The organism is Promicromonospora sukumoe 327MFSha3.1 (genome assembly GCF_000385135.1).
In the GTDB taxonomy this organism is placed as follows: Bacteria; Actinomycetota; Actinomycetes; order Actinomycetales; family Cellulomonadaceae; genus Promicromonospora; species Promicromonospora sukumoe_B.
This window is the reverse complement of the sequence record NZ_ARQM01000011.1, coordinates 857,617-876,927: the sequence shown is the minus strand read 5'-3', so window position 1 is coordinate 876,927 and position 19,311 is coordinate 857,617. Positions and strand designations below refer to the sequence as shown.

General features: G+C 74.8%; 16 protein-coding genes. 9 read left to right on the top strand and 7 right to left on the bottom strand.

The genetic code is table 11. The features are described 5' to 3' along the window. The first annotated feature begins 25 nt into the window (after nucleotides 1-25). The 3 genes from H291_RS0117605 (at nucleotide 26) to H291_RS0117595 (ending at nucleotide 1,640) form a co-directional block, all read left to right on the top strand. Nucleotides 26-295 (top strand): mycoredoxin, encoded by a 270-nt coding sequence (locus tag H291_RS0117605; RefSeq protein WP_020016326.1) that lies wholly within the window; start codon nucleotides 26-28, stop codon nucleotides 293-295. Between the two features lie 110 nt (nucleotides 296-405). Further along, nucleotides 406-738 carry a PadR family transcriptional regulator gene (locus H291_RS0117600; RefSeq protein ID WP_020016325.1) on the top strand — a complete coding sequence of 111 codons (333 nt, stop codon included), beginning with the start codon at nucleotides 406-408 and terminating at the stop codon, nucleotides 736-738. Beyond that, a complete protein-coding gene (locus H291_RS0117595) occupies nucleotides 735-1,640 on the top strand; it encodes a DUF1700 domain-containing protein (protein ID WP_020016324.1) in 906 nt (301 codons plus the stop codon). The genes H291_RS0117600 and H291_RS0117595 overlap by 4 nt, the downstream gene beginning before the upstream one ends. Nucleotides 1,641-1,645: 5 nt before the next feature. Here the strand turns inward: H291_RS0117595 and H291_RS0117590 are convergent, their stop codons facing one another. After that, nucleotides 1,646-2,563 carry a macrolide 2'-phosphotransferase gene (locus tag H291_RS0117590; protein WP_020016323.1) on the bottom strand — a complete coding sequence of 306 codons (918 nt, stop codon included), beginning with the start codon at nucleotides 2,561-2,563 and terminating at the stop codon, nucleotides 1,646-1,648. Between the two features lie 106 nt (nucleotides 2,564-2,669). On the opposite strand from H291_RS0117590, the gene nudC reads away from it, so the two are divergent. Then, nucleotides 2,670-3,563, top strand: a complete 894-nt coding sequence (nudC, locus tag H291_RS0117585; RefSeq protein ID WP_020016322.1) for an NAD(+) diphosphatase — start codon at nucleotides 2,670-2,672, stop codon at nucleotides 3,561-3,563. Between the two features lie 35 nt (nucleotides 3,564-3,598). On the opposite strand, the gene H291_RS0117580 is transcribed toward nudC, so the two are convergent. From H291_RS0117580 to H291_RS0117570, 3 genes are all read right to left on the bottom strand, one after another. Further along, on the bottom strand, nucleotides 3,599-6,985 hold the full coding sequence (locus H291_RS0117580; RefSeq protein WP_020016321.1) for an ATP-dependent DNA helicase: 3,387 nt from the start codon (nucleotides 6,983-6,985) through the stop codon (nucleotides 3,599-3,601). Next, the gene (locus H291_RS0117575) at nucleotides 6,982-10,197 is read right to left on the bottom strand and encodes an ATP-dependent helicase (RefSeq protein ID WP_020016320.1); all 3,216 of its coding nucleotides are present in this window, start codon (nucleotides 10,195-10,197) and stop codon (nucleotides 6,982-6,984) included. The genes H291_RS0117580 and H291_RS0117575 overlap by 4 nt, the downstream gene beginning before the upstream one ends. Before the next feature lie 163 nt (nucleotides 10,198-10,360). Beyond that, complete coding sequence (locus H291_RS0117570) at nucleotides 10,361-11,272, bottom strand: DUF3152 domain-containing protein (RefSeq protein WP_198012519.1); 912 nt, start codon at nucleotides 11,270-11,272, stop codon at nucleotides 10,361-10,363. 144 nt (nucleotides 11,273-11,416) lie between these two features. On the opposite strand from H291_RS0117570, the gene H291_RS0117565 reads away from it, so the two are divergent. The 3 genes from H291_RS0117565 to H291_RS0117555 all read left to right on the top strand — a co-directional run bounded on the left by H291_RS0117565 (nucleotide 11,417) and on the right by H291_RS0117555 (nucleotide 13,962). Next, entirely contained in the window at nucleotides 11,417-11,638 is a 222-nt protein-coding gene (locus H291_RS0117565; protein ID WP_020016319.1) for a DUF3107 domain-containing protein, read from the top strand. Between the two features lie 310 nt (nucleotides 11,639-11,948). Continuing rightward, nucleotides 11,949-13,607 (top strand): DEAD/DEAH box helicase, encoded by a 1,659-nt coding sequence (locus tag H291_RS30620; protein WP_084468196.1) that lies wholly within the window; start codon nucleotides 11,949-11,951, stop codon nucleotides 13,605-13,607. A 49-nt stretch (nucleotides 13,608-13,656) separates the two neighbouring features. Then, nucleotides 13,657-13,962: a DUF1905 domain-containing protein gene (locus H291_RS0117555; protein WP_020016317.1), complete on the top strand. Its 306-nt coding sequence runs from the start codon at nucleotides 13,657-13,659 to the stop codon at nucleotides 13,960-13,962. A gap of 1 nt (nucleotide 13,963) precedes the next feature. On the opposite strand, the gene H291_RS0117550 is transcribed toward H291_RS0117555, so the two are convergent. Next, the gene (locus H291_RS0117550; RefSeq protein ID WP_020016316.1) at nucleotides 13,964-14,599 is read right to left on the bottom strand and encodes a MarC family protein; all 636 of its coding nucleotides are present in this window, start codon (nucleotides 14,597-14,599) and stop codon (nucleotides 13,964-13,966) included. Next, a complete protein-coding gene (locus H291_RS0117545; protein ID WP_020016315.1) occupies nucleotides 14,596-15,444 on the bottom strand; it encodes a PHP domain-containing protein in 849 nt (282 codons plus the stop codon). The genes H291_RS0117550 and H291_RS0117545 overlap by 4 nt, the downstream gene beginning before the upstream one ends. 160 nt (nucleotides 15,445-15,604) lie before the next feature. On the opposite strand from H291_RS0117545, the gene H291_RS0117540 reads away from it, so the two are divergent. Together H291_RS0117540 and H291_RS0117535 are read left to right on the top strand one after the other, a co-directional pair. Further along, complete coding sequence (locus H291_RS0117540; RefSeq protein WP_020016314.1) at nucleotides 15,605-16,483, top strand: alpha/beta fold hydrolase; 879 nt, start codon at nucleotides 15,605-15,607, stop codon at nucleotides 16,481-16,483. After that, the gene (locus tag H291_RS0117535; RefSeq protein WP_020016313.1) at nucleotides 16,452-17,993 is read left to right on the top strand and encodes an aminopeptidase P family protein; all 1,542 of its coding nucleotides are present in this window, start codon (nucleotides 16,452-16,454) and stop codon (nucleotides 17,991-17,993) included. Before H291_RS0117540 ends, H291_RS0117535 begins: the two co-directional genes overlap by 32 nt. A 97-nt stretch (nucleotides 17,994-18,090) precedes the next feature. Here H291_RS0117535 and H291_RS32715 read toward each other — a convergent pair whose 3' ends face one another. Next, entirely contained in the window at nucleotides 18,091-19,050 is a 960-nt protein-coding gene (locus tag H291_RS32715; RefSeq protein ID WP_020016312.1) for a type IV toxin-antitoxin system AbiEi family antitoxin domain-containing protein, read from the bottom strand. Nucleotides 19,051-19,311 lie beyond the last annotated feature (261 nt).

The window sequence follows — 19,311 nt, the reverse complement described above, 5'->3', positions numbered from 1 at the left end:
CAGCAACCACCGACAAGGAGAACAGATGTCCGAGACGACCACGCCGCTCCCCGAGGACGGCACCGTCCTCATGTACTCGACCACCTGGTGCGGGTACTGCCGGCGGCTGCGCACGCAGCTCGACTCCGAGGGCATCGGCTACACCGTCATCGACATCGAGGAGCAGCCGGAGGCCGCCGCGTACGTGGAGCAGGTCAACGGCGGCAACCAGACCGTGCCCACCGTGGTCTTCCCGGACGGCTCGGCCGCGACCAACCCGAGCCTCGCCCAGGTGAAGCAGGCCCTGGCGGCCTGAGGCGGGCAGCGGGGGGCCGACGTCGTCGTCGGCCCCCTTCTTCGTGTCTCGAACCTTGTTACGCAAGTCTTGTATTGCAAGTCTTGCTATACAAGGTTACTGTTCCTGCCATGAGCGAAGACCGCATCGCGACGAACCTGCGCAAGGGCGTGCTCGAGTACTGCGTGCTCGCGCTGCTCTCGCACGGCGAGAAGTACGGCCTCGAGCTGGCCGACGACCTGACGTCGCGCGAGCTCATCGCGAGCGAGGGCAGCCTGTACCCCCTGCTGGCCCGCATGCGCGAGAACGGGCTCGTCGAGCCCCGGTGGGACTCGTCCGGGACCGGCCGCCCCCGCCGCTACTACGCCATCACCGATCACGGCACCGAACAGCTCACCACCTTCGCGAAGGTCTGGACGTCGCTCGGCGCCCAGGTCGACGCCCTTCTGGAGGGATCACGATGACCGAGAGGGACACGATGAACGCGAACGCCGAGGAGACCTACCTGCGCGACGTCGGCAAGCGCCTGCGGTCGCTCACCCCCGAGCAGCGGGACGCGGTGCTCGACGACGTCCGGGCCCACTTCGCGGACGCCGCCGACGCGGGCCGCTCCCCCGAGCAGGCCGCCGAGAGCCTCGGCGACCCGGCGCAGTTCACCGAGCGTGTGCGGGCAGAGCTGGGGCACGACGCCGGCCGGACCGACCGGATGTGGCGCGTGCTGCAGTGGCTGGCGACCGGCGCGGCGGTGTTCACCGCGATGTTCGTGTCGTTCCTGTGGCCCGACGAGTCCCTCCCGGGCCTGGACTCACAGGTCGAGCAGTACGGCTTCGGGATCGTGCTGCTGAACCTGCTCCCGGCGCTGGTCGCCGCGCTGCCGATCTTCGTGCCCGGGCGGGCCCGGAAGGTCACCGCCGTGGCGGCCGCCGTCGTGCTGACGGTGCTGGGCGTGACCGGCAACGCCACCCTCTTCTACTCGCTGCCCGCCATGCTCGCGTGGGCCGCGCTGGCCGTGCCGGCCATCGCACGGCACGGTCGCCCCGCGGCCGGCTGGCGCATCGCCGGCGGGGCGCTCGCCATCCTGCCCGCGGTCCTGCTCGCCGTCGGCGGCCTCGTCGGGTCCTACGAGATCGATCCCGACGGCTGGCTCTTGACCGGCGGCTTCATCGCCGTCGGCGCGCTGATCATGGTGGGCCGGGCGTGGGCCGGCGCCGTCGTCGCCGTGGCCGGGGTGGCGGTGCTGATCGTGGCCACCCTCGACGTGGGGATGATCACCCTCGGCATCTGGTGGGCCGGCGGCGTGCTGCTGACCGTCGGCGTGAGCCACGCCGTCGCGCACGCCCGGCCCGGGCAGGCGGTCCGGGGGTAGGGCGCTCAGCCCTCGTCGAGGGTCGCCTCGTCCAGGTCCTCGAGCATGGACGTGGCGTCCTCGACGACCTCGGGCAGGCGGTGCCGCACGCCGTGCAGGAGCCAGCGCGCGAGCGCCAGCTCGCCCACGAGCATGGCGCGCTCCGCGAGGCGCGAGTCGCTCAGCTCGGTGCGGCGGAGCTGGTAGGCCTCCATGATCGAGTCCACGGCCTCCATCGGGGCCGCGGCGATCAGCCACGCGAGGTCGTCGGCGGGGTCCGCGACGCGGGCCTCCGACCAGCCCGAGACCGCCACGACCCGCTGCCTGTCCACGAGCAGCTGGTCGGGCGCGAGGTCGCCGTGCGTCACGACGGGCTTGAACCGCCACAGGGAGACGTCCTCCAGCGCGGTCTCCCACCGGCGCAGCAGGGTGGGCGGGATGCGGCCGGTCCGGGCCGCCTCGTCCACCTCGGTCAGCCGCCGTTCCCGGTACTCGGACGCGGTGTAGCTGGGCAGGCCGCACGTCTCCACGACGGAGGTCGGCAGCTCGTGGATGGCCGCGATGGCCCGGCCCAGGTCGGCGGCCAGCCCGGGGCCCTGCTCCAGGGACTCGACGTCGAGGTTGTCGCCGATGATCCGGCGGTGCACGACGGCGCGGCCGCCCTCCGGCAGGAGCGCGTAGCCCGCGACCTGTGGCACGACGAACGGGAGCACGCCCGTGTCGATGTACAGCCGGAGCGCGTCGAGCAGCTCGATCTCGGCCTCCAGGGCCGCGCCCGCCACGGTGGTGCGCGGCGCGCGCACCACCCATTCCTGGTCGTCCGCACCGGTCACGACGGCGACGTCGTAGTCGCCGGCGAGGTCCCCGACGCGGACCGACTGGGCGTCGAGACCCGGCACGGCGGCGGTCGAGAGGGCAGCGAGAGCGAGGGGCGTGCGGGACACGTGCTCACCCTAGAGCAGCGCCGGGCACCCGACGGCGCAGGGACGGTGGCGTGTCCGACCACGGCACGGGTGCGGCACCGGCCCGCGAGAGGACTAACGTCGTCCCGTGCGTTTTCTCGACCTCCCCTTCGCCCGCGCCGCCCACGACCGGGCCGCCCACCGGCGCGCGACGCCCGGCCTCCTCGACGACCTGCTCAAGGAGCAGGGCACGCGGGTGCTCGTGGTGCGCGGCACCCGGGTCGCCACGGTGGACGGGCGGGTCGCGTTCCTCGCGCCCGACGACGTGGCGCACCTCGCGGCGCGGGCCCTGCTGTTCCTCGGGGAGGCCGACGGCGTCAGCCACCTCGGACTGGTCCTGGCCGACGCCGAGGCCGAGCCGGACCTCGACGTCGAGTGGACCGGGCTGCGCACGCTCGACGCGCCCGACCTGGAGGTCGGCCTGGTGGTCGAGGCCGTCGCTCTGGCCCAGTGGCACACGGTGCACACCCACTGCCCGCTGTGCGGTACCCGGACCGAGGTGACGCAGGCCGGCTGGGTGCGGCACTGCCCGGCGGACGAGTCCAACCACTTCCCGCGGACCGACCCCGCCGTGATCATGGCGATCACCGACCCCGAGGACCGCCTGCTCCTGGCCCGCGGCCCGCAGTGGGACCTGGGCCGCCGCTCGGTGCTGGCCGGGTTCGTCGAGCCCGGGGAGGGCCTGGAGCAGGCCGTGGCGCGCGAGACGTCGGAGGAGGTCGGCGTGCTGCTCGACCCCGCCTCCATCGAGTACCGCGGCAGCCAGTCGTGGCCGTTCCCGGCGTCGCTCATGCTCGGCTTCCGGGCGCGGGCGACCACCACGGAGCTGACGCGGCAGGAGGACGAGATCGCCGAGGCCGACTGGTTCACCCGCGACGAGGTCGCCACGGCGGTCGCGGACGGGCACCTGGGCCTGCCCGGGCGGTCCTCGATCGCGCGCTCCCTGATCGAGGAGTGGTTCGGCGGGCCCATCGGGGCGTGAGGCGGGGCCCGGTCCGAGCCCGGTCCGGGCCCGGCTCAGGCGCCCGTGATCAGCGCCTCCAGCTCGGCCTCGTCGAGCAGCCGGTCCGGGCGCACGGTCGTGTCCGAGCCCACGTAGTAGAAGGCCGCGCTGACCTGGTCCAGCGGCAGCCCCGTCCAGCGGGACCACGCCAGGCGGTACACGGCGAGCTGCACCTCGCGGGCGGCCCGCGCCGAGGCGTCGAGCGGCTCGCGGCCTGTCTTCCAGTCGACCACCACGACGGCGTCCGGGCCGGTGGCCGGGTCCTTGAAGACGGCGTCCATGCGGCAGCGCAGCATGACGCCGGCCACCGGGGTCTCGACGTCGACCTCGACCGCCACGGGCATCCGGGCCGACCACTCCGACCCCAGGAAGGTGTCGCGCAGCTTGTCGAGGTCGGTGTCCTCGGGCAGGTCGTCGTCCTCGGCGCTGGGCAGGTCGTCGACGTCGAGCAGCGTGGCCGACGTGAAGAACTGCTCGACCCACTCGTGGAACCGGGTGCCGCGGCGGGCGTGCACCGTGGGCTGCACAGGGACCGGCCGGCGCAGCTGGAGGGCGAACGCGTCGCGGTCCGCGGCGAGCCGCACCAGGCCCGACGCCGAGACGTGCGCCGGGAACGCGACCTCGCGGTCCGTGCGCCGGTTCCGCTCGGCGAGGAGCATGCGGGCGAGGTCGACCAGGTCGTGGCCGGCGGCGTCGGCCAGAACGCCCTGCGGTGCGGTCAGCGCGTCGGCCGGGAGCCGCATGGCGGCGAGCGCGACCAGCCGCTCCTCCGCGGCCGCGTCCACCAGGCCGGCCGTGGCGCGCAGGACGTCGCGGGCGGTCGGGGCCGGGCTCTGCTGGTCCGCGCCGCCGTCCGGGGCCGGCCACACGGCCGTGATCTCCTCCGCGTTGCGCGGGTTCTCGGCGTCGGGCTCCGGCATCGGGGCCCACAGGTCGGCCTTGACCAGCTCGGCCTCGGCCAGCTCGGCGAGGAACGGGGAGACGCCGCGCGGGCGGCTCGCCGTGCCCCACCAGGACGCGGTGAGGAAGAGCTCGCGGCGGGCGCGGGTGAACGCCACGTAGGCCAGGCGCCGCTCCTCGGCGAGGCGGTGCTCGCCGCACTCGGCCTTGAACTCGTCGCGCAGCGCGACCAGGTCCTTGGTGTCGGAGGCGTGCTCCCAGTCGAAGTTCGGCAGGTCGTCCGCGTCGCCGCGCAGGTGGTAGGGCAGCTCGCCGAGGTCGGACAGCCAGCCCGACGACGACTCCCCCGAGCGCGAGCCGCGGTCCCAGGTGGGGAACGCGCCGTCGGCCAGGCCGGCCACCGCCACGGCGTCCCACTCCAGGCCCTTCGCGGCGTGCGCGGTGATGACCTGGACGGCGTCGGGGTCGGGCTCGTGCACCGGCATGTCGAGCCCGCGCTCCCGCTCGCCCGCGACGCCCAGCCAGGCCAGGAACGCGCCGAGCGTCGCGGTGTCCGAGGACTGCGCGAACGACGCCGCGACGTCCCGGAACGCGTCGAGGTGCTCGCGCCCGCGGTCGCTCACGGCGCCGCCGACCCCGGCGCCCGCCAGCGCGAGGGCCGTGGCCGCCTCGACGTCCAGGCCGAGCGCCCGCTCTGCCTGGACCACGAGCTCGGGCAGGGAGAGATAGGTGAGGCCGCGCAGGTCGCGCAGCAGCCGGGCGAGCGCCCCGAGGCGGCGGTGCGCGTCCGGGGACAGCACGCGGCCGTCGCGCGCCGGCTCGCCGGCCGGCGGGAGGTCGTCGAGCGCGTCGACGATCGAGCGGTGGTCGGAGACGTCGCCCTCGACCACGCGCAGGTCGTCGTCGGGCAGCTCCTCGACCGGGGCGGCGGCCGCCGCGCGGCGCGGGTCGTCCAGGCGGGCCAGGTCCGCCGCCCAGGAGCCCAGCGCGTGCAGGTCGGCCGCGCCGAGGTTGAGGCGCGGGCCGGTGAGCAGGCGCAGCAGGGAGTCGCCGCGCGACGGGTCGTGCGCCGCCTGGAGCAGCGCGACGACGTCGACCACCTCGGGCGTGGACAGCAGGCCGCCCAGGCCGACCACCTCGACCGGGAGCCCGCGGCGGCGGAGCGCCACCTCGATCGCGGGGAACTGCGCCCGCGCGCGGCAGAGCACGGCGGCCGTGGACCGGCCGTCCGGGTGCGCGCCGGAGCGCCAGCGTTCCGCGACCCACTCGGCGACGGCCTCGGCCTCCTCGTCCAGGGTCGCGGCGACGTGCGCCGACACCAGACCCTCGCCGGCCCCGGGCCGCAGGTCCAGGGGCGGCACCTCGACGTTCGTGGCCGCGCCGGACCGCGAGCGCAGCGGGCCCGAGACGATGTTCGCGGCGGTGAGGATCGCGGCGTCGTTGCGCCAGGAGGTGGACAGGTAGTGCACGGCGGCGGGGAAGCCGTCGTCGCGCTGGAAGCGGTCGGGGAAGCGGGCCAGGCCCGCCGCGGAGGCGCCGCGCCAGCCGTAGATGGACTGGTGCGGGTCGCCGACGGCGGTGACCGGGTGCCCGCCGCCGAACAGGCCGGACAGCAGCTCGACCTGGGCGTAGGACGTGTCCTGGTACTCGTCGAGCAGCACGACCTCGAACCGGGCCCGCTCGGCGGCACCCACCATCGGGACCTCGCGGGCGAGCTGGGCGGCGAACGAGACCTGGTCGCCGAAGTCGAGCGCCTCGGCGATCCGCTTGCGGCGCCGGTACTCGACCACGAGGTCCACGAACCGGGCCCGCTCGGCGATCGAGCCGATGAGCTTGTCGACGTCCTTGGTGCGCTTGCGCTGCTTGGGGCCGAGCGGGACCGACTCGAGGTGCTCGGCCATCTCGGTGAGCCGGGCCCGGGCGTCCGCGGGGTCGACGAGGTGCTCGCCGAGCGCGTCGGACAGCGCGACGACCGCCCCGGTCACGGTGCTGACGGCCCGGTCGGTGGCGAGGTCCTCGTCCCAGGACTCCACCACCTGCGACGCGAGCTGCCACTGCTCGGCCTGGCCGAGCAGCCGCGCGCTGGGCTCGACGCCCAGGCGCAGGCCGTGGTCGGCCACCAGGGAGGCGGCGTAGGCGTTGTAGGTGGCGACTGTGGGCCGGTCGAGGTCCAGGCCGGCCAGCGCCTCGCCGGATTCCTCGCCGAGCGCCCGGTTGAGCTGCGCCAGGCGGGTCTGCACGCGCTGGGTGAGCTCGCCCGCGGCCTTGCGCGTGAAGGTGAGGCCGAGCACCTGCTCGGGCTGGACCAGCTTGTTGGCGATCAGCCACACCACCCGCGCGGCCATGGTCTCGGTCTTGCCGGACCCGGCGCCCGCGACGACGAGCGCGGGCTCCAGGGGCGACTCGATGACGCGGACCTGCTCGTCGGTGGGTTCGTGCCGGCCGAGCAGCCGCGCGATGGCGCGGGCCGACAGGCGGATCTCCGGCTCGTGCCCGATCACTCGACCACCTTCCGTCCTTCGGGCTGCAGCGGGCAGGACCGGCGCACCACGCACATCTCGCAGAGGTCGTTGTTCCTGGCCGCGAAGCTCGCGGCGGCCATCGTGTCGGCCGCACCCTCGACGGTGTCGCGGGCCCAGCTCCCGCCGTTCTCGTCGGGGGCGAGCGCGGGCTGGTTGCGCACGCTCGCCGAGACCGTCTCGGTGCCGACGTAGACCAGGCTCGCGCCCTTGCTGACCGTGCCGTCGGGCAGGTCGAGCGCGCCCTCCTCGACGGCGAGCTGGTAGGCGCCGAGCTGCGGGTTCTCCGCCGCCTTGTCCTTGCTGGCGGCGGTCTTGCCGGTCTTGAGGTCGGCCACGGTGACGCTGCCGTCGCCCGCGTCCTCGACGCGGTCCACCTGGCCGCGCAGCCGGGCGCGGCCCACCCGCAGGTCGAAGTCGGCCTCGACGAGCAGCGGCTCGCCCGCGTCGCCCAGGTAGTCCGCGAGCCGCTCCACCATGCGCTCAGCGCGCTTGCGCAGCTGGAGCGACGGCCAGCCGTCGGGCAGCGCGAGCTCGGGCCAGCGGCGGTCCAGCTCCTGCTTCAGGTCGGTGAGCGAGCCCTTCGGGTGCGTCTGCGCGATCGAGTGCAGCAGCGTGCCGAGGGTCTGGTGGGTGGCGTCCGGCTTGGTGCCGCCCGCCGCCTCGAAGGCCCAGCGCAGGGCGCACGTGGTCACGGTCTCGACCTTGGACGGCGACACGGTCACCGTGTCGGTGGCCCCCCACAGCGGCACCTCGCTGGAGACGCCGGCCACGCCGTACCAGGTGGTCGGGTCGGCCTCGGCGACGCCGGCGGCGGCCAGGTCGGCCAGCAGCGCGGCCGCGGGCTGGTTGCCGGGCGCCGGCCCGTCCCCGCCCGCCGACGCCCGCACCAGCTCCGAGCGCGCCGCGGCCACGACACCGCGCAGGTCGAGCGGCGGGCCCACCGGGACCCGCCGCGGGTCCGGGCCGTCGCCGCCGTCGTCCCGGGGGGACACGAGGTCGCAGAACACGCTCGGTGCCTCCTCGGTGTCCTCGACGGCGGTGACGAGCAGCCGGCGCCGGGGCCGGGAGACCGCGACCGCGAAGGCACGCAGCTCGTCGGTGAGCACCTGGCGCCTGGCCTCGGCGCCCACCACCCGGCCGTCCTCGGAGCGGCCGGCGATGAGCTCGACGAGCGCCTGGGAGCCGAGCAGCGAGTCGCGCAGCCGCAGGTCGGGCCACACGCCGTCCTGCACGCCGGCCACGACCACCACGTCCCACTCCCGGCCCGCCGCGCCCGGGGGCGTCAGCGCCTCGACGGCGCCCGCGCCCTGCGCGGAGGCCGCCAGGGAGTCGGCGGGGAGGTCCTGGGAGGCCAGGTAGTCGACGAACGCGCCGACGGGCGCACCCGGCATGCGGTCGACGAAGGTCTCGGCCGCGCGGAACAGCGCCAGCACGGCGTCGAGGTCCCGGTCGGCACGCAGGCCTGCGGGCCCGCCGGTCAGCGCGGCGGCGCTCCACCGCTCGGCCAGCCCCGTGGCGGCCCAGGCCGCCCAGAGCACCGTCTGCGCCGTGGCACCGGGCTCCCCCGCCGCCTCGCGGCCGGCGGCGAGCACGCGGGCCACCGCGAGCGGCCCGCGCCGCACCTGCGTAGGCAGCAGGGCCGCGCGCGCCGGGTCCGCGAGCACCTCGACCAGCAGCGCGTCCGAGGTGCGGCCGCCGCCCGCCGACAGCTCCTCCGCCCGCAGCGCGCGGCGCAGCCGCCGCAGGGCCACCGCGTCGAGCCCGCCGATGGGCGAGATGAGCAGCAGCGCCGCCGTCTCCGGGTCGAGCACGGGCTCGTCGCCGTCCAGCTCCGACGCGATCAGCGCCTCCAGGCTGCCGCGCGGCGCTCCCGCGCACGTCTTCACGGCGGCCAGCAGGGGCGCCACGGCGGGCTCGTCGCGCAGCGGCAGGTCCGAGCCGAGCAGCGCCACCGGCACCGACGCCGAGACCAGCTCGCGGCGCAGCGCCCCCAACCGCGAGCCGCTGCGCGCGATCACCGCCATGCGGTCCCAGGGGGTGCCCCGCAGCAGGTGCTCGGCGCGCAGCTCGCGCGCGATCCATGCCGCCTCCTGGGCGGCGCCCGAGAGCACGGCCACCTGGACGGCCGGGGGTGCGTCGGCGTCGGCGGCCTCCTCCTCCGGCCGCGCCGGGGCGCGACGGTGCAGCGCGCTCGCCGACACCGGGATCCGGTTGGTCACGGCGCGTGTCACCGCGCGCAGCTCCGGCCGCTGCCGCCAGACCGTGCTGAGCACGACCGTCTCGGCGTCGAACGCGCCGAAGGCCCGGCCCGGGCCCGCGGGTGCGGCGGCCCGCCCCGTCAGGCCCGGCGCGGCGCCGCGGAAGGTCTGGACGGCCGAGTCCGGGTCGGACAGCAGCACGAGCCGCGCGCCGTCGTCGTGCAGCACGCGCAGGAGGCGGACCGTCGCCGCGGTGGCCTCCTGGTAGTCGTCCACCACGACCAGGTCCCAGGTGGGGCGCGGGGTGCCCGGCACCTCGGCCTCCCAGGCACGCAGGGACTCGGCGGCCTCGTCGATCACGACGGCGGGGTCGTAGCGCGGCCCGGCGTCGGGCGTGGCGAGCCGCAGCGTCATGGTGTCGAGGTACTCCTCGTACAGCTGGGCGGCCATGATCCACTCGGGACGGTCGTTCGCCCGCCCCATCTCGTCGAGCTCCACCGGCCCGAGGCCGCGCTCGGCCGCGCGCATCAGCAGGTCGCGCAGCTCCTGGCGCAGGCCGCGCAGACCCAGCGACTCCTCGGGCAGGCCGGGCGGCAGCCGGAGCGGCCGTCCCTCGCCCGCCACGTGCCCGGCGAGCAGCTCGGCCAGCACCAGGTCCTGCTCCGGGCCGGAGACCAGGGTGGGGGTGGGCTGCCCGAGCGCCGCGGCGCGGGTGCGGAGCACCGCGAACGCGGCCGACGACGCCGTGCGCACCATGGGGGCGCCGACCGTGCGCCCGGCCTGGGCCGCGACCTCGTCGCGCAGGCGGGCGGCGGCGCGGCGCGACGACGCGAGGACCAGCACCCGCTCGGGCTTGACGCCGGACCGGAGCGCCCGGACCGCCACCTCACAGGTCACCGTGGTCCGGCCCGACCCGGGCGCGCCCAGGACCAGCGTCGCGGGCCGGCTGAGCGCGGACTCGACGGCAGCCTCCTGGCTGTCGTCGAGCGGCACTGAGGTGGCGCTGTCGGGACGGGTCCCGGGCGGCGCCAGCCGAGGTGCGAGGGTGAGGGTCGGTGTCACGCGGACGATCGAACCACGAGCCACTGACACTCCCCGACGCCCCGCGCGGGTGCGTCACGAATGCCCGATTCATCCCCCGGTGCGCCGGGGAACGTCACTCCTTGCCCACGTCCGGCGCGGGCCACGGCTCCGGGATGCAGCCGCGCGTGGTCCTGGTCTGCTGCACCATCACCGTCGCGCGCTCGCCCTTGCCCTTGCAGAGGTCGTGGTGGTACCCGATCACGTGCCCCACCTCGTGGTTCACGAGGTACTGCCGGTAGCGCGAGACGTCCGTCCAGGCGTCGGACCCCGTGGCCCAGCGCCCGAAGTTGAGCACCGCGGTCTCCTGGATGCCGCAGGACAGCTCGCCGATCGTGTCCAGCGGCAGGCAGAGCCGGTCGGTGGTACCCGGGCTCGCGAGCACCACGCGCGCGTCGTAGTCGTCGGTCTCGGTCCAGGCGAACGTCGAACCGTCCGCGGCGTTCCAGCCGCGGGGATCGTTCAGCGTCGCCAGCACGGCCTCGGCGAAGACCTCCGGGTCCACCGGCAGCCCCTTCTCGACCGCGACCTGGACCCGCCAGACCTTCCCCTCGGCAGGCGCCCTGCGGGACCCCTCCGCCACCACGAGCTCGCCGGACAGCTTCGGCTCCACCTCGACCGGCGTACCGATCAGCCCCGAGCCGGGTTCGGGGCCGGCCGGCTCCGGCGGGTCCGACTTGCCCGTCGACGGCACCGACCGGGTCGCGTCGTCGGCGTCGGGCGAGGCGCCCGCGGCCGCCTCGGCCTCCAGCGGGACGGCGGGCGCGGGCGGCGCCGACCGGTTGCCCGACCGGGCGGACTCGTAGGCGTCGCGGACGGCGTCGGCCGCCTCGACGCCCAGGCTGTCCTCGACCGCGCCGGCCACGGCGGCGGCGGACGCGTCCGGCTCGGCGCCCATGGTCGCGGCGATGCCTCCACCGAGCCCGACGGCCAGGCAGACGCCGAGCACGACCATGGCGCGCCGCGGGTTCTGCGTGGACCTGCTCACGCCGACCATCGTGCCACGCACCGCACCCGGATCGGCTCACGGCGAAACCGCGGGCCGACCGCGCCGGTGCGTGGCTAGGATCGACTGGCCGGGTCCCCGGACCCCCGGGCACCCGGCGCAATCCCCGACCGAACTGGAGTAAACGTGGACGTCACCATCGGTGTGCAGAACCTGACGCGCGAGGTCGTGGTCGAGACGGAAGAGAGCGCGGACGCCGTCGCGACGGCCGTCAAGAAGGCCCTGACCGGTGGCCCCCTCGAGCTCACCGACGCCCGCGGCCGCCGGGTGATCATCCCCGGCAGCGCCATCGGCTACGTCGAGATCGGCTCCGAGGAGCAGCGCAAGGTCGGCTTCGGCGCCGTCTGAGCCCGCAGCACCCCGACGCCACGTGGCGGACGGCGCCCGCGAGGGCCCTCCGTCACGTGGCGTTCATTACTAACAGGGCGCAGGACGCGTTTCGCTAACCACCGCGAAACATCGTGCGCGTACCATCAATGCTGTACATCGGTTGCCCGGTCGTCACGTTCCGACCCCCGAGCCTTTCTCCGGCCTCCCTGCGAGGCCGCCGACAGGACGCGCAGCCTGGGCCCCCTGCCCGGCGCGCGATGATTTTCACGATCGGCTGCCGCACGAAGGCGCGATCGCCGGGCCACGAGGGCCCACCGCGCCGCTAGAGATGAAGGCGCCAGTGACTACCACAGACACCCCGGCCGCGAGCGCGGCCTCCGTGACCGACCCCGAGCCCACCGTGGCCTCGGGGCCCGACTACTCCACCCCGTCCGCCATCCAGGCGCAGAACGTGACGTTCGCGGACTTCGGCGTCCGCCCCGAGATCGTCGCCGCGCTGCAGGAGTCGGGCATCACCCACCCGTTCCCCATCCAGGCCATGACGCTGCCTGTCGCGATGAGCGGGCACGACATCATCGGCCAGGCCAAGACCGGTACCGGCAAGACGCTCGGTTTCGGCGTCCCGCTGCTGCACCGTGTCGTGGCCCCGGGCGAGGCGGGCTACGACGAGCTCGTCGCCCCCGGCAAGCCGCAGGCGGTCGTCGTGGTACCGACCCGCGAGCTCGCGGTCCAGGTCGCGAACGACCTGGGCACCGCGTCGGCCAAGCGCAGCGTCCGCATCGTGCAGGTCTACGGCGGCCGCGCCTACGAGCCGCAGATCGAGGCGCTGAAGTCCGGCGTCGACGTCGTGGTGGGCACGCCCGGCCGCATGATCGACCTGCTCAACCAGGGGCACCTCACGCTGCTGCGCGCGGCGACCGTGGTGCTCGACGAGGCCGACGAGATGCTCGACCTCGGGTTCCTGCCCGACGTCGAGAAGATCCTGGCCCGCACCCCCGCGCAGCGGCACACCATGCTGTTCAGCGCGACCATGCCGGGTGCCGTCGTCTCGATGGCCCGCCGCTACATGAAGCAGCCCACGCACATCCGCGCCGCCGAGCCGGACGACGAGGGCGCGACCGTCAAGAACATCAAGCAGGTCGTGTACCGCGCCCACGCGCTGGACAAGGTCGAGGTGCTGGCGCGGCTGCTCCAGTCCGAGGGCCGCGGCCGCAGCATCGTGTTCGCGCGGACCAAGCGCACGGCCGCCAAGGTCGCCGAGGAGCTGCAGTCGCGCGGCTTCGCCGCCGGCGCCATCCACGGCGACCTGGGCCAGGGCGCCCGCGAGCAGGCGCTGCGCGCGTTCCGCAACGGGAAGATCGACGTGCTGGTCGCCACCGACGTCGCCGCCCGCGGCATCGACGTCGAGGACGTGACCCACGTGGTCAACTACCAGTGCCCCGAGGACGAGCGCACCTACCTGCACCGCGTGGGCCGCACCGGCCGCGCCGGCAACACGGGCACCGCCGTCACGTTCGTCGACTGGGACGACGTGCCGCGCTGGTCGCTCATCGACAAGGCGCTGGACGTCGGCTTCCCCGAGCCGGTCGAGACCTACTCCACCTCGCCGCACCTGTTCAGCGACCTGAACATCCCCGAGGGCACCAAGGGCCGTCTGCCGCGCTCCGCGCAGCACCTGGCCGGCCTGGACGCCGAGGAGCTCGAGGACCTGGGCGAGACGGGCAAGCGCAACAGCGGCTCGCGCTCGGGCGGCGGCCGGTCGGGCGGCAGCCGCTCCGGCGGTGGCCGTTCGGGTGGCAGCCGCTCCGGCGGACCGCGCCAGGGCGGCTCGCACGGCGAGCCCCGTGCCGCCGCGGGCGACAGCGGCCCGGCGGCCGACCGTCCGGCGTCGGCCGGCGACGAGGACGGCCAGCGCCGTCGTCGGAGCCGCAACCGCCGCCGCACGCGCGGCGGCCGCCCGGCGGACGGCACCCAGGCCGACTCCTAAGGATGTGTCAGACCCACAGGTCACCCCGGTGACCTGTGGGTCTGACAGTATGGGGACGGTGCAGATCGAGTTCGCCGCACCCCTGTGGCAGTGGCAGGCCCGGACCGACTCCTGGTGGTTCGTGACCGTGCCGCCGGAGCAGTCCGACGAGCTGGCCGACCTCCCGCTGCCCCCGCGCGGGTTCGGGTCGATCCGGGTGCGCGTCACGGTCGGGAAGACCACGTGGACCACGTCCGTGTTCCCGAGCGACAGCGACGGCGGCTACGTGCTGCCGATGAAGAAGAAGGTGCGGGAGGCCGAGGGCCTCGCCCCGGCGAAGCCGGTGCGCGTCGCCCTGGAGACGATCGACGTCTGAGCTAGACCGTCCGCACGAACTCGATGACGCCGTTGGCGATCATCTGCACGGCGATCGCGGCGAGCAGCACACCCGCGATGCGGGTGACCAGGGTGACGCCGGAGTCCTTGAGCACGCGGTGCACCAGCCCCGCGAACCGCATCGCCGCCCACGTGCACACGCAGACCGCCACGATGCCGACGCCGATCGAGGCGTAGTGCCCCACGGGCGACTCCCCCGCGCTGACGCCCTGCTGCACGAACACCATGGTCGCGACGATCGTGCCCGGCCCGGCCAGCAGCGGCGTGGCCAGCGGCACCAGCGCCACGTTCTTGGTGGAGCCGCCGGACTCGGTCTCGCCCGCGTCCATCTTGCCCATCAGCAGCTCGAGCGCCACCAGCAGCAGGAGCAGCCCGCCGGACGCCTGCAGCGCCGCCAGCGAGATGCCCATGTGCTCCAGCAGGAGCTGGCCGAACAGCGCGAAGACGACGATCACGCCGAACGCCACGAAGATCGCGGTGCGCGCGGCCCGCTTGCGGTCCTGCGCCGTCATGCGCGACGTGAGCGCGAGGAACACCGGCACCGTTCCCGGCGGGTCCATGATCACGAAGAGCGTCACGAACACCTCGGTGAACAGCGCGACGTCGAACCAGCTCAACGGAGCACCTCCAGGGCTCCCTGCGCGGCGATCGCCTCGAGCACGCCGGGGGCGGTGGTGTTCTCGCCGATCCGGTTCTGCTTGCCCGCCCCGTGGAAGTCGCTCGACCCCGTGACCAGCAGGCCCAGCGACTCGGCGACCTCGCGCAGCCGGCGGCGCGTGTCGGGCGTGTGGTCCCGGTGGTCCACCTCGAGCCCCGCGAGCCCGGCCGCCGCGAGTTCCTCGATCGTCGAGTCCGGGACGATCCGGCCGCGGGCGTCGGCACCCGGGTGCGCGAAGACCGGCACGCCGCCGGCCGCGCGGACGGCGCGGACCGCGGCGACGGCGTCGGGCGCGTAGTGGCCCACGTAGTACTTGGTGCCCGGGCGCAGGATGGTCGCGAACGCCTCGTCCCGGTCCCGGACGACGCCGGCCGCCACCAGCGCGTCCGCGAGGTGCGGGCGGCCGAGCGTGGTGCCGGGCTTGGTCTGGGCGAGCAGGTCGTCCCAGGTGATCGGGAAGTCCTCGGCCAGCAGGTCGACCATGCGCCGGGCCCGCGACTCGCGGTCGGCGCGCGTGCGCTCGGTCTCGGCGAGCAGGTCGGGGTGCGCCGGGTCGTGCAGGTAGGCCAGCAGGTGCACGCCGGTGCCCCAGCCCGCCGTCCGGGCGATCGCGGAGATCTCGGCGCCGCGCACCAGGCCGACGCCGAACCGGCCGGCGGCGTCGGCGGCCTCGGCCCAGCCCGACGTCGTGTCGTGGTCCGTGATGGCGAGCGTGGCGATGCCGGCGCGCGCGGCGACCTCCACCAGGCGCGCTGGCGAGTCGGTGCCGTCGGACGCCGTGGAGTGCGTGTGGAGGTCGATCACTCCACAAGGGTAGAGATCCCCGGGGCCCCCGGAGGCCCGGGGCGTGGTGAGGTGCAGCACGCCCGCGACGGCGCGGCGGCAAGCCCACACAGCACGTTCACGCCATGCGCCGCCGTCGTACGCCACGCGCCCGCGCCGATAACGCATCATCGAAGGCAAGATGAGCACCAACCGCGAGACCCAGCCCCACAACCCCACGAGCGTCGTCTTCGTCCACGGCATGCGCGCCTCCGGCGCGATCTGGGAGCACCAGATCGAGCACGTGCGCGCCGCCGGCCACGCGGCCGTCGCCGTCGACCTCCCCGCCCACGGCTCGCGCCGCAACGACCGGTTCAGCATGGCCGGCGCCTTCGAGGCCGTCGACGAGGCCGTGGAGTCGCTCCCCGCCGGACCTGTCGCCCTGGTCGGCCTGTCCCTGGGCGGCTACACGTCCCTGGCCTGGGCCGCACGGCCCGACACCACCGACCGTCTCGTGGGCGTGCTGGCCGCCGGCTGCACGGCCGATCCCAAGGGCAAGCCCGTCCGGCTCTACCGCGACATCTCGCGGAGGGTGGCGAACGCCGTCTATCTCTCCCGCCGCCTGCGCGGGCGCGTGGTCCACCCGGCCGTACACCGGATGCAGCTCGCCGTGGAGGCCATGCCGTTCGGCTCGCTGCAGAGCGCCCCCGGCGGCGCGGACCTGCGCCGGCTCGAGATCGCCCCGCAGCAGACCGCCGAGATGCACCGCCCCACCTGGGACGTCGTCACGGACGCGCTGACGGACCTCGCGAGCATGTCGTCGATCGCGAACGTGCGAGCCGCACGGGTCCCGCTCTGGTTCGTCAACGGCGCGCACGACAGGATGCGCATCGAGGAGCAGCGGCACCTCGCCGCGGCCCGCGACGGCGCGCTCGTCGTGCTGCCGAAGGCGGGGCACCCCGTCAACACCGATGCCCCCAACGCGTTCAACCGGGTGCTCACCCGGGCCCTTGCCGACTTCGGGCGGGCTGCGTGGAACACTGGGGGGCATGAGCGAGCCCACCACCCCATCGCAGCCTGACGAGCAGGGAACCGCGGACCGCGGCTCCAACCGTTCGCACCGCCCCGCCTCGACCGCGTTCAAGAACTTCGTGATGTCGCAGTGGGCCCCGCGCGCCGAGCTCGGCCTGACGCCGTCGGACGCCGCGCCGTTCACCGTCGCCCGCCGCTCCGCGCTCTCGGAGCGCTTCCCCGGCGCCCGCCTCGTGGTCCCCGCCGGCTCGCTCAAGCAGCGCTCGAACGACACCGACTACCGGTTCCGGCCGCACTCGGCGTTCGCGCACCTCACCGGCCTGGGCACGGACCGCGAGCCCGACGCCGTGCTCGTGCTGCACCCGGTCGAGGACGGCGCCGGCGACGCCGGTTCGAACCACCACGCCGTGCTCTACGTGCGGCCGCTGGCCCCGCGCGACAACGAGGAGTTCTACGCCGACGCGCGCTACGGCGAGTTCTGGGTGGGCGCCCGCCCGTCGCTGGCCGACATCGAGACGCTGACCGGCATCGAGGCCCGCCACATCGACGAGCTGGGCGACGCCCTGGCCAAGGACGTGGGCGACGGCGGCGTCCGGCTGCTCGTGGTGAGCGGCGCGGACGACGCGATCGAGGCCCTCGTCGAGGAGCTCCGCCTGGAGGCCGGCGAGACCGAGGACGAGCAGATCGTCTCCGACGACGTGCTCGTCGAGGCCACCTCCGAGCTGCGCCTGGTCAAGGACGAGTACGAGATCGCGCAGATGCGCGAGGCCGTCACGCGCACCATCGAGGGCTTCGAGGCCGTCGTGCGCGCGCTGCCCGCCGCCAAGGAGCACCGCCGCGGCGAGCGCGTCGTCGAGACCACCTTCGACGGGCACGCCCGGCTCGAGGGCAACGCCGTGGGCTACGAGACCATCGCGGCCTCGGGCGAGCACGCCACGACCCTGCACTGGATCCGCAACGACGGCGAGGTGCGGTCCGGCGACGTGCTGCTGCTCGACGGCGGCGTCGAGGTCGACTCGCTCTACACCGCCGACGTCACGCGGTCGCTGCCCGTGGACGGCGAGTACACCGACGTCCAGCGCAAGATCTACCAGGCGGTGCTGGACGCCGCCGACGCCGCGTTCGCCGTCGCGAAGCCGGGCACCAAGTTCCGCGACATCCACGCGGCGGCCATGGAGGTCATCGCGGCGCGCCTCGAGGAGTGGGGCTTCCTGCCCGACGGCGTCACCGCCGCCGAGGCGCTCGACGAGGACGGCCAGCAGCACCGCCGCTGGATGGTGCACGGCACGTCGCACCACCTGGGCCTGGACGTCCACGACTGCGCGCAGGCGCGCCGCGAGCTCTACCTCGACGGCGTGCTGGAGCCGGGCATGGTGTTCACCATCGAGCCGGGGCTGTACTTCAAGGCCGACGACCTGGCCGTGCCGGAGGAGTGGCGCGGCATCGGCGTGCGCATCGAGGACGACGTGCTGGTCACCGAGGACGGGTACGAGAACCTCTCGGCGGCGCTGCCCCGCCGCCCGGAGGACGTCGAGGCCTGGATGGCGTCGCTGCGCTGAGCCTGCTGGAGTGCACCAACTGACTTCGGTCGGTTGCCTTGAGACCGGTCATTCGACCGACCGGTCTCAAGGCAACCGACCGAAGTCATTTCTGCCATCAGCTCGGGGGCAAGCATGGGTCCGGGCGGGCGGCGCGGACCACCTCCGGCGGGAGGTGACTGGTCAGCCTGGCGAGCAGCGCTCGGACGTCGCGCTTGTCCGCGGCCGTGACGTGCTCGATCGTGACCCCGGCCCGGCGGATCGCCTCGGCCCGCGCCTTCTCGCGCAGGTACTCCTGCGCGGGATCATGACCAGGTCGGACGCCGTCGGGCCGGTACTTGACCTGGCCGTCGAACTCGATGCCCAGGGCCCATTGCCCGTACCCGAGGTCGGTGTGGAAGAGCCCGCGATCGGTCTCGACCGGCAGCTGGGTCGTCGGCCGCGGCAGCCCGGCGCGGAGCAGCTCGTACCGGGTCCACGTCTCCCAGGCCGACTGGGCGCCGGCGTCGGCCAGCTCGATCACGAGCCGGGCCCTCCGGGCTCCGCGATGGCCGGCGCCCGCCGCGAGGACGTCGAGCAGCGCATCGCGTTCCGCCCCTGAGGCGAGCGCGGAGTCGGCGACGACCAGGCCCTCGAGCGGGTGCATGGCCCGCGCGCAGTCGACGACGGTGCGCTCGAGCGTGGTGACCGGCAGTCCGGCCGCGTCGGTGACGTCGTCGGGGGCGAGCGTCCAGGAGTGTCGGCGCACGTCGGCCGAGGCGTGACCCGACGCGCGATAGCGCTGGTAGACGTGCGTCTCGCGCGGGTTCCGCCAGACGCGGCAGCCGTGGAGCAGCGCGGCCGACGCGTGGCTGAACACGTGCTCGACCCGGAGCTGGGAGTCCAGGGCGCGCACGCGGGCCAGCGCCCGGTTCCGGTCCTCGCGGGCGCGGGCGGCGCCGTCGACCCGCAGGTCGTCGGGCGTGCAGTACGCGCCGCGCCGGATCCGGACGACGTCGCCCTTGCGGGCGGCCGTGGCCAGGGCGTTGCGGTCCTGCTCCAGCGCGAGCGCGACTCTCGGGATCTCTACGTCGACCATGCCCTCGACGGTGCCTCACGGACAGGGGCCCGCGGGCGACGCGCGGGCGGAACTGTGCACGAACGCCGCTCTGCGGGACCTGTGGTCGCGCTCGAAGCGTTGGCGGGCCGTCGGCAGGGTCTCTTAGGTCAGCTCACCTTGTTGGCGCGCCGTCGGCGGGGGCTCCAGGCCAGCTCACCTTGGTGGCGCGACCCTGCCGCCCGTGATGAGTTCGGTCCCCTGCACGGCTCGAAAATGACTTCGGTCGGTTGTCTTGAGACC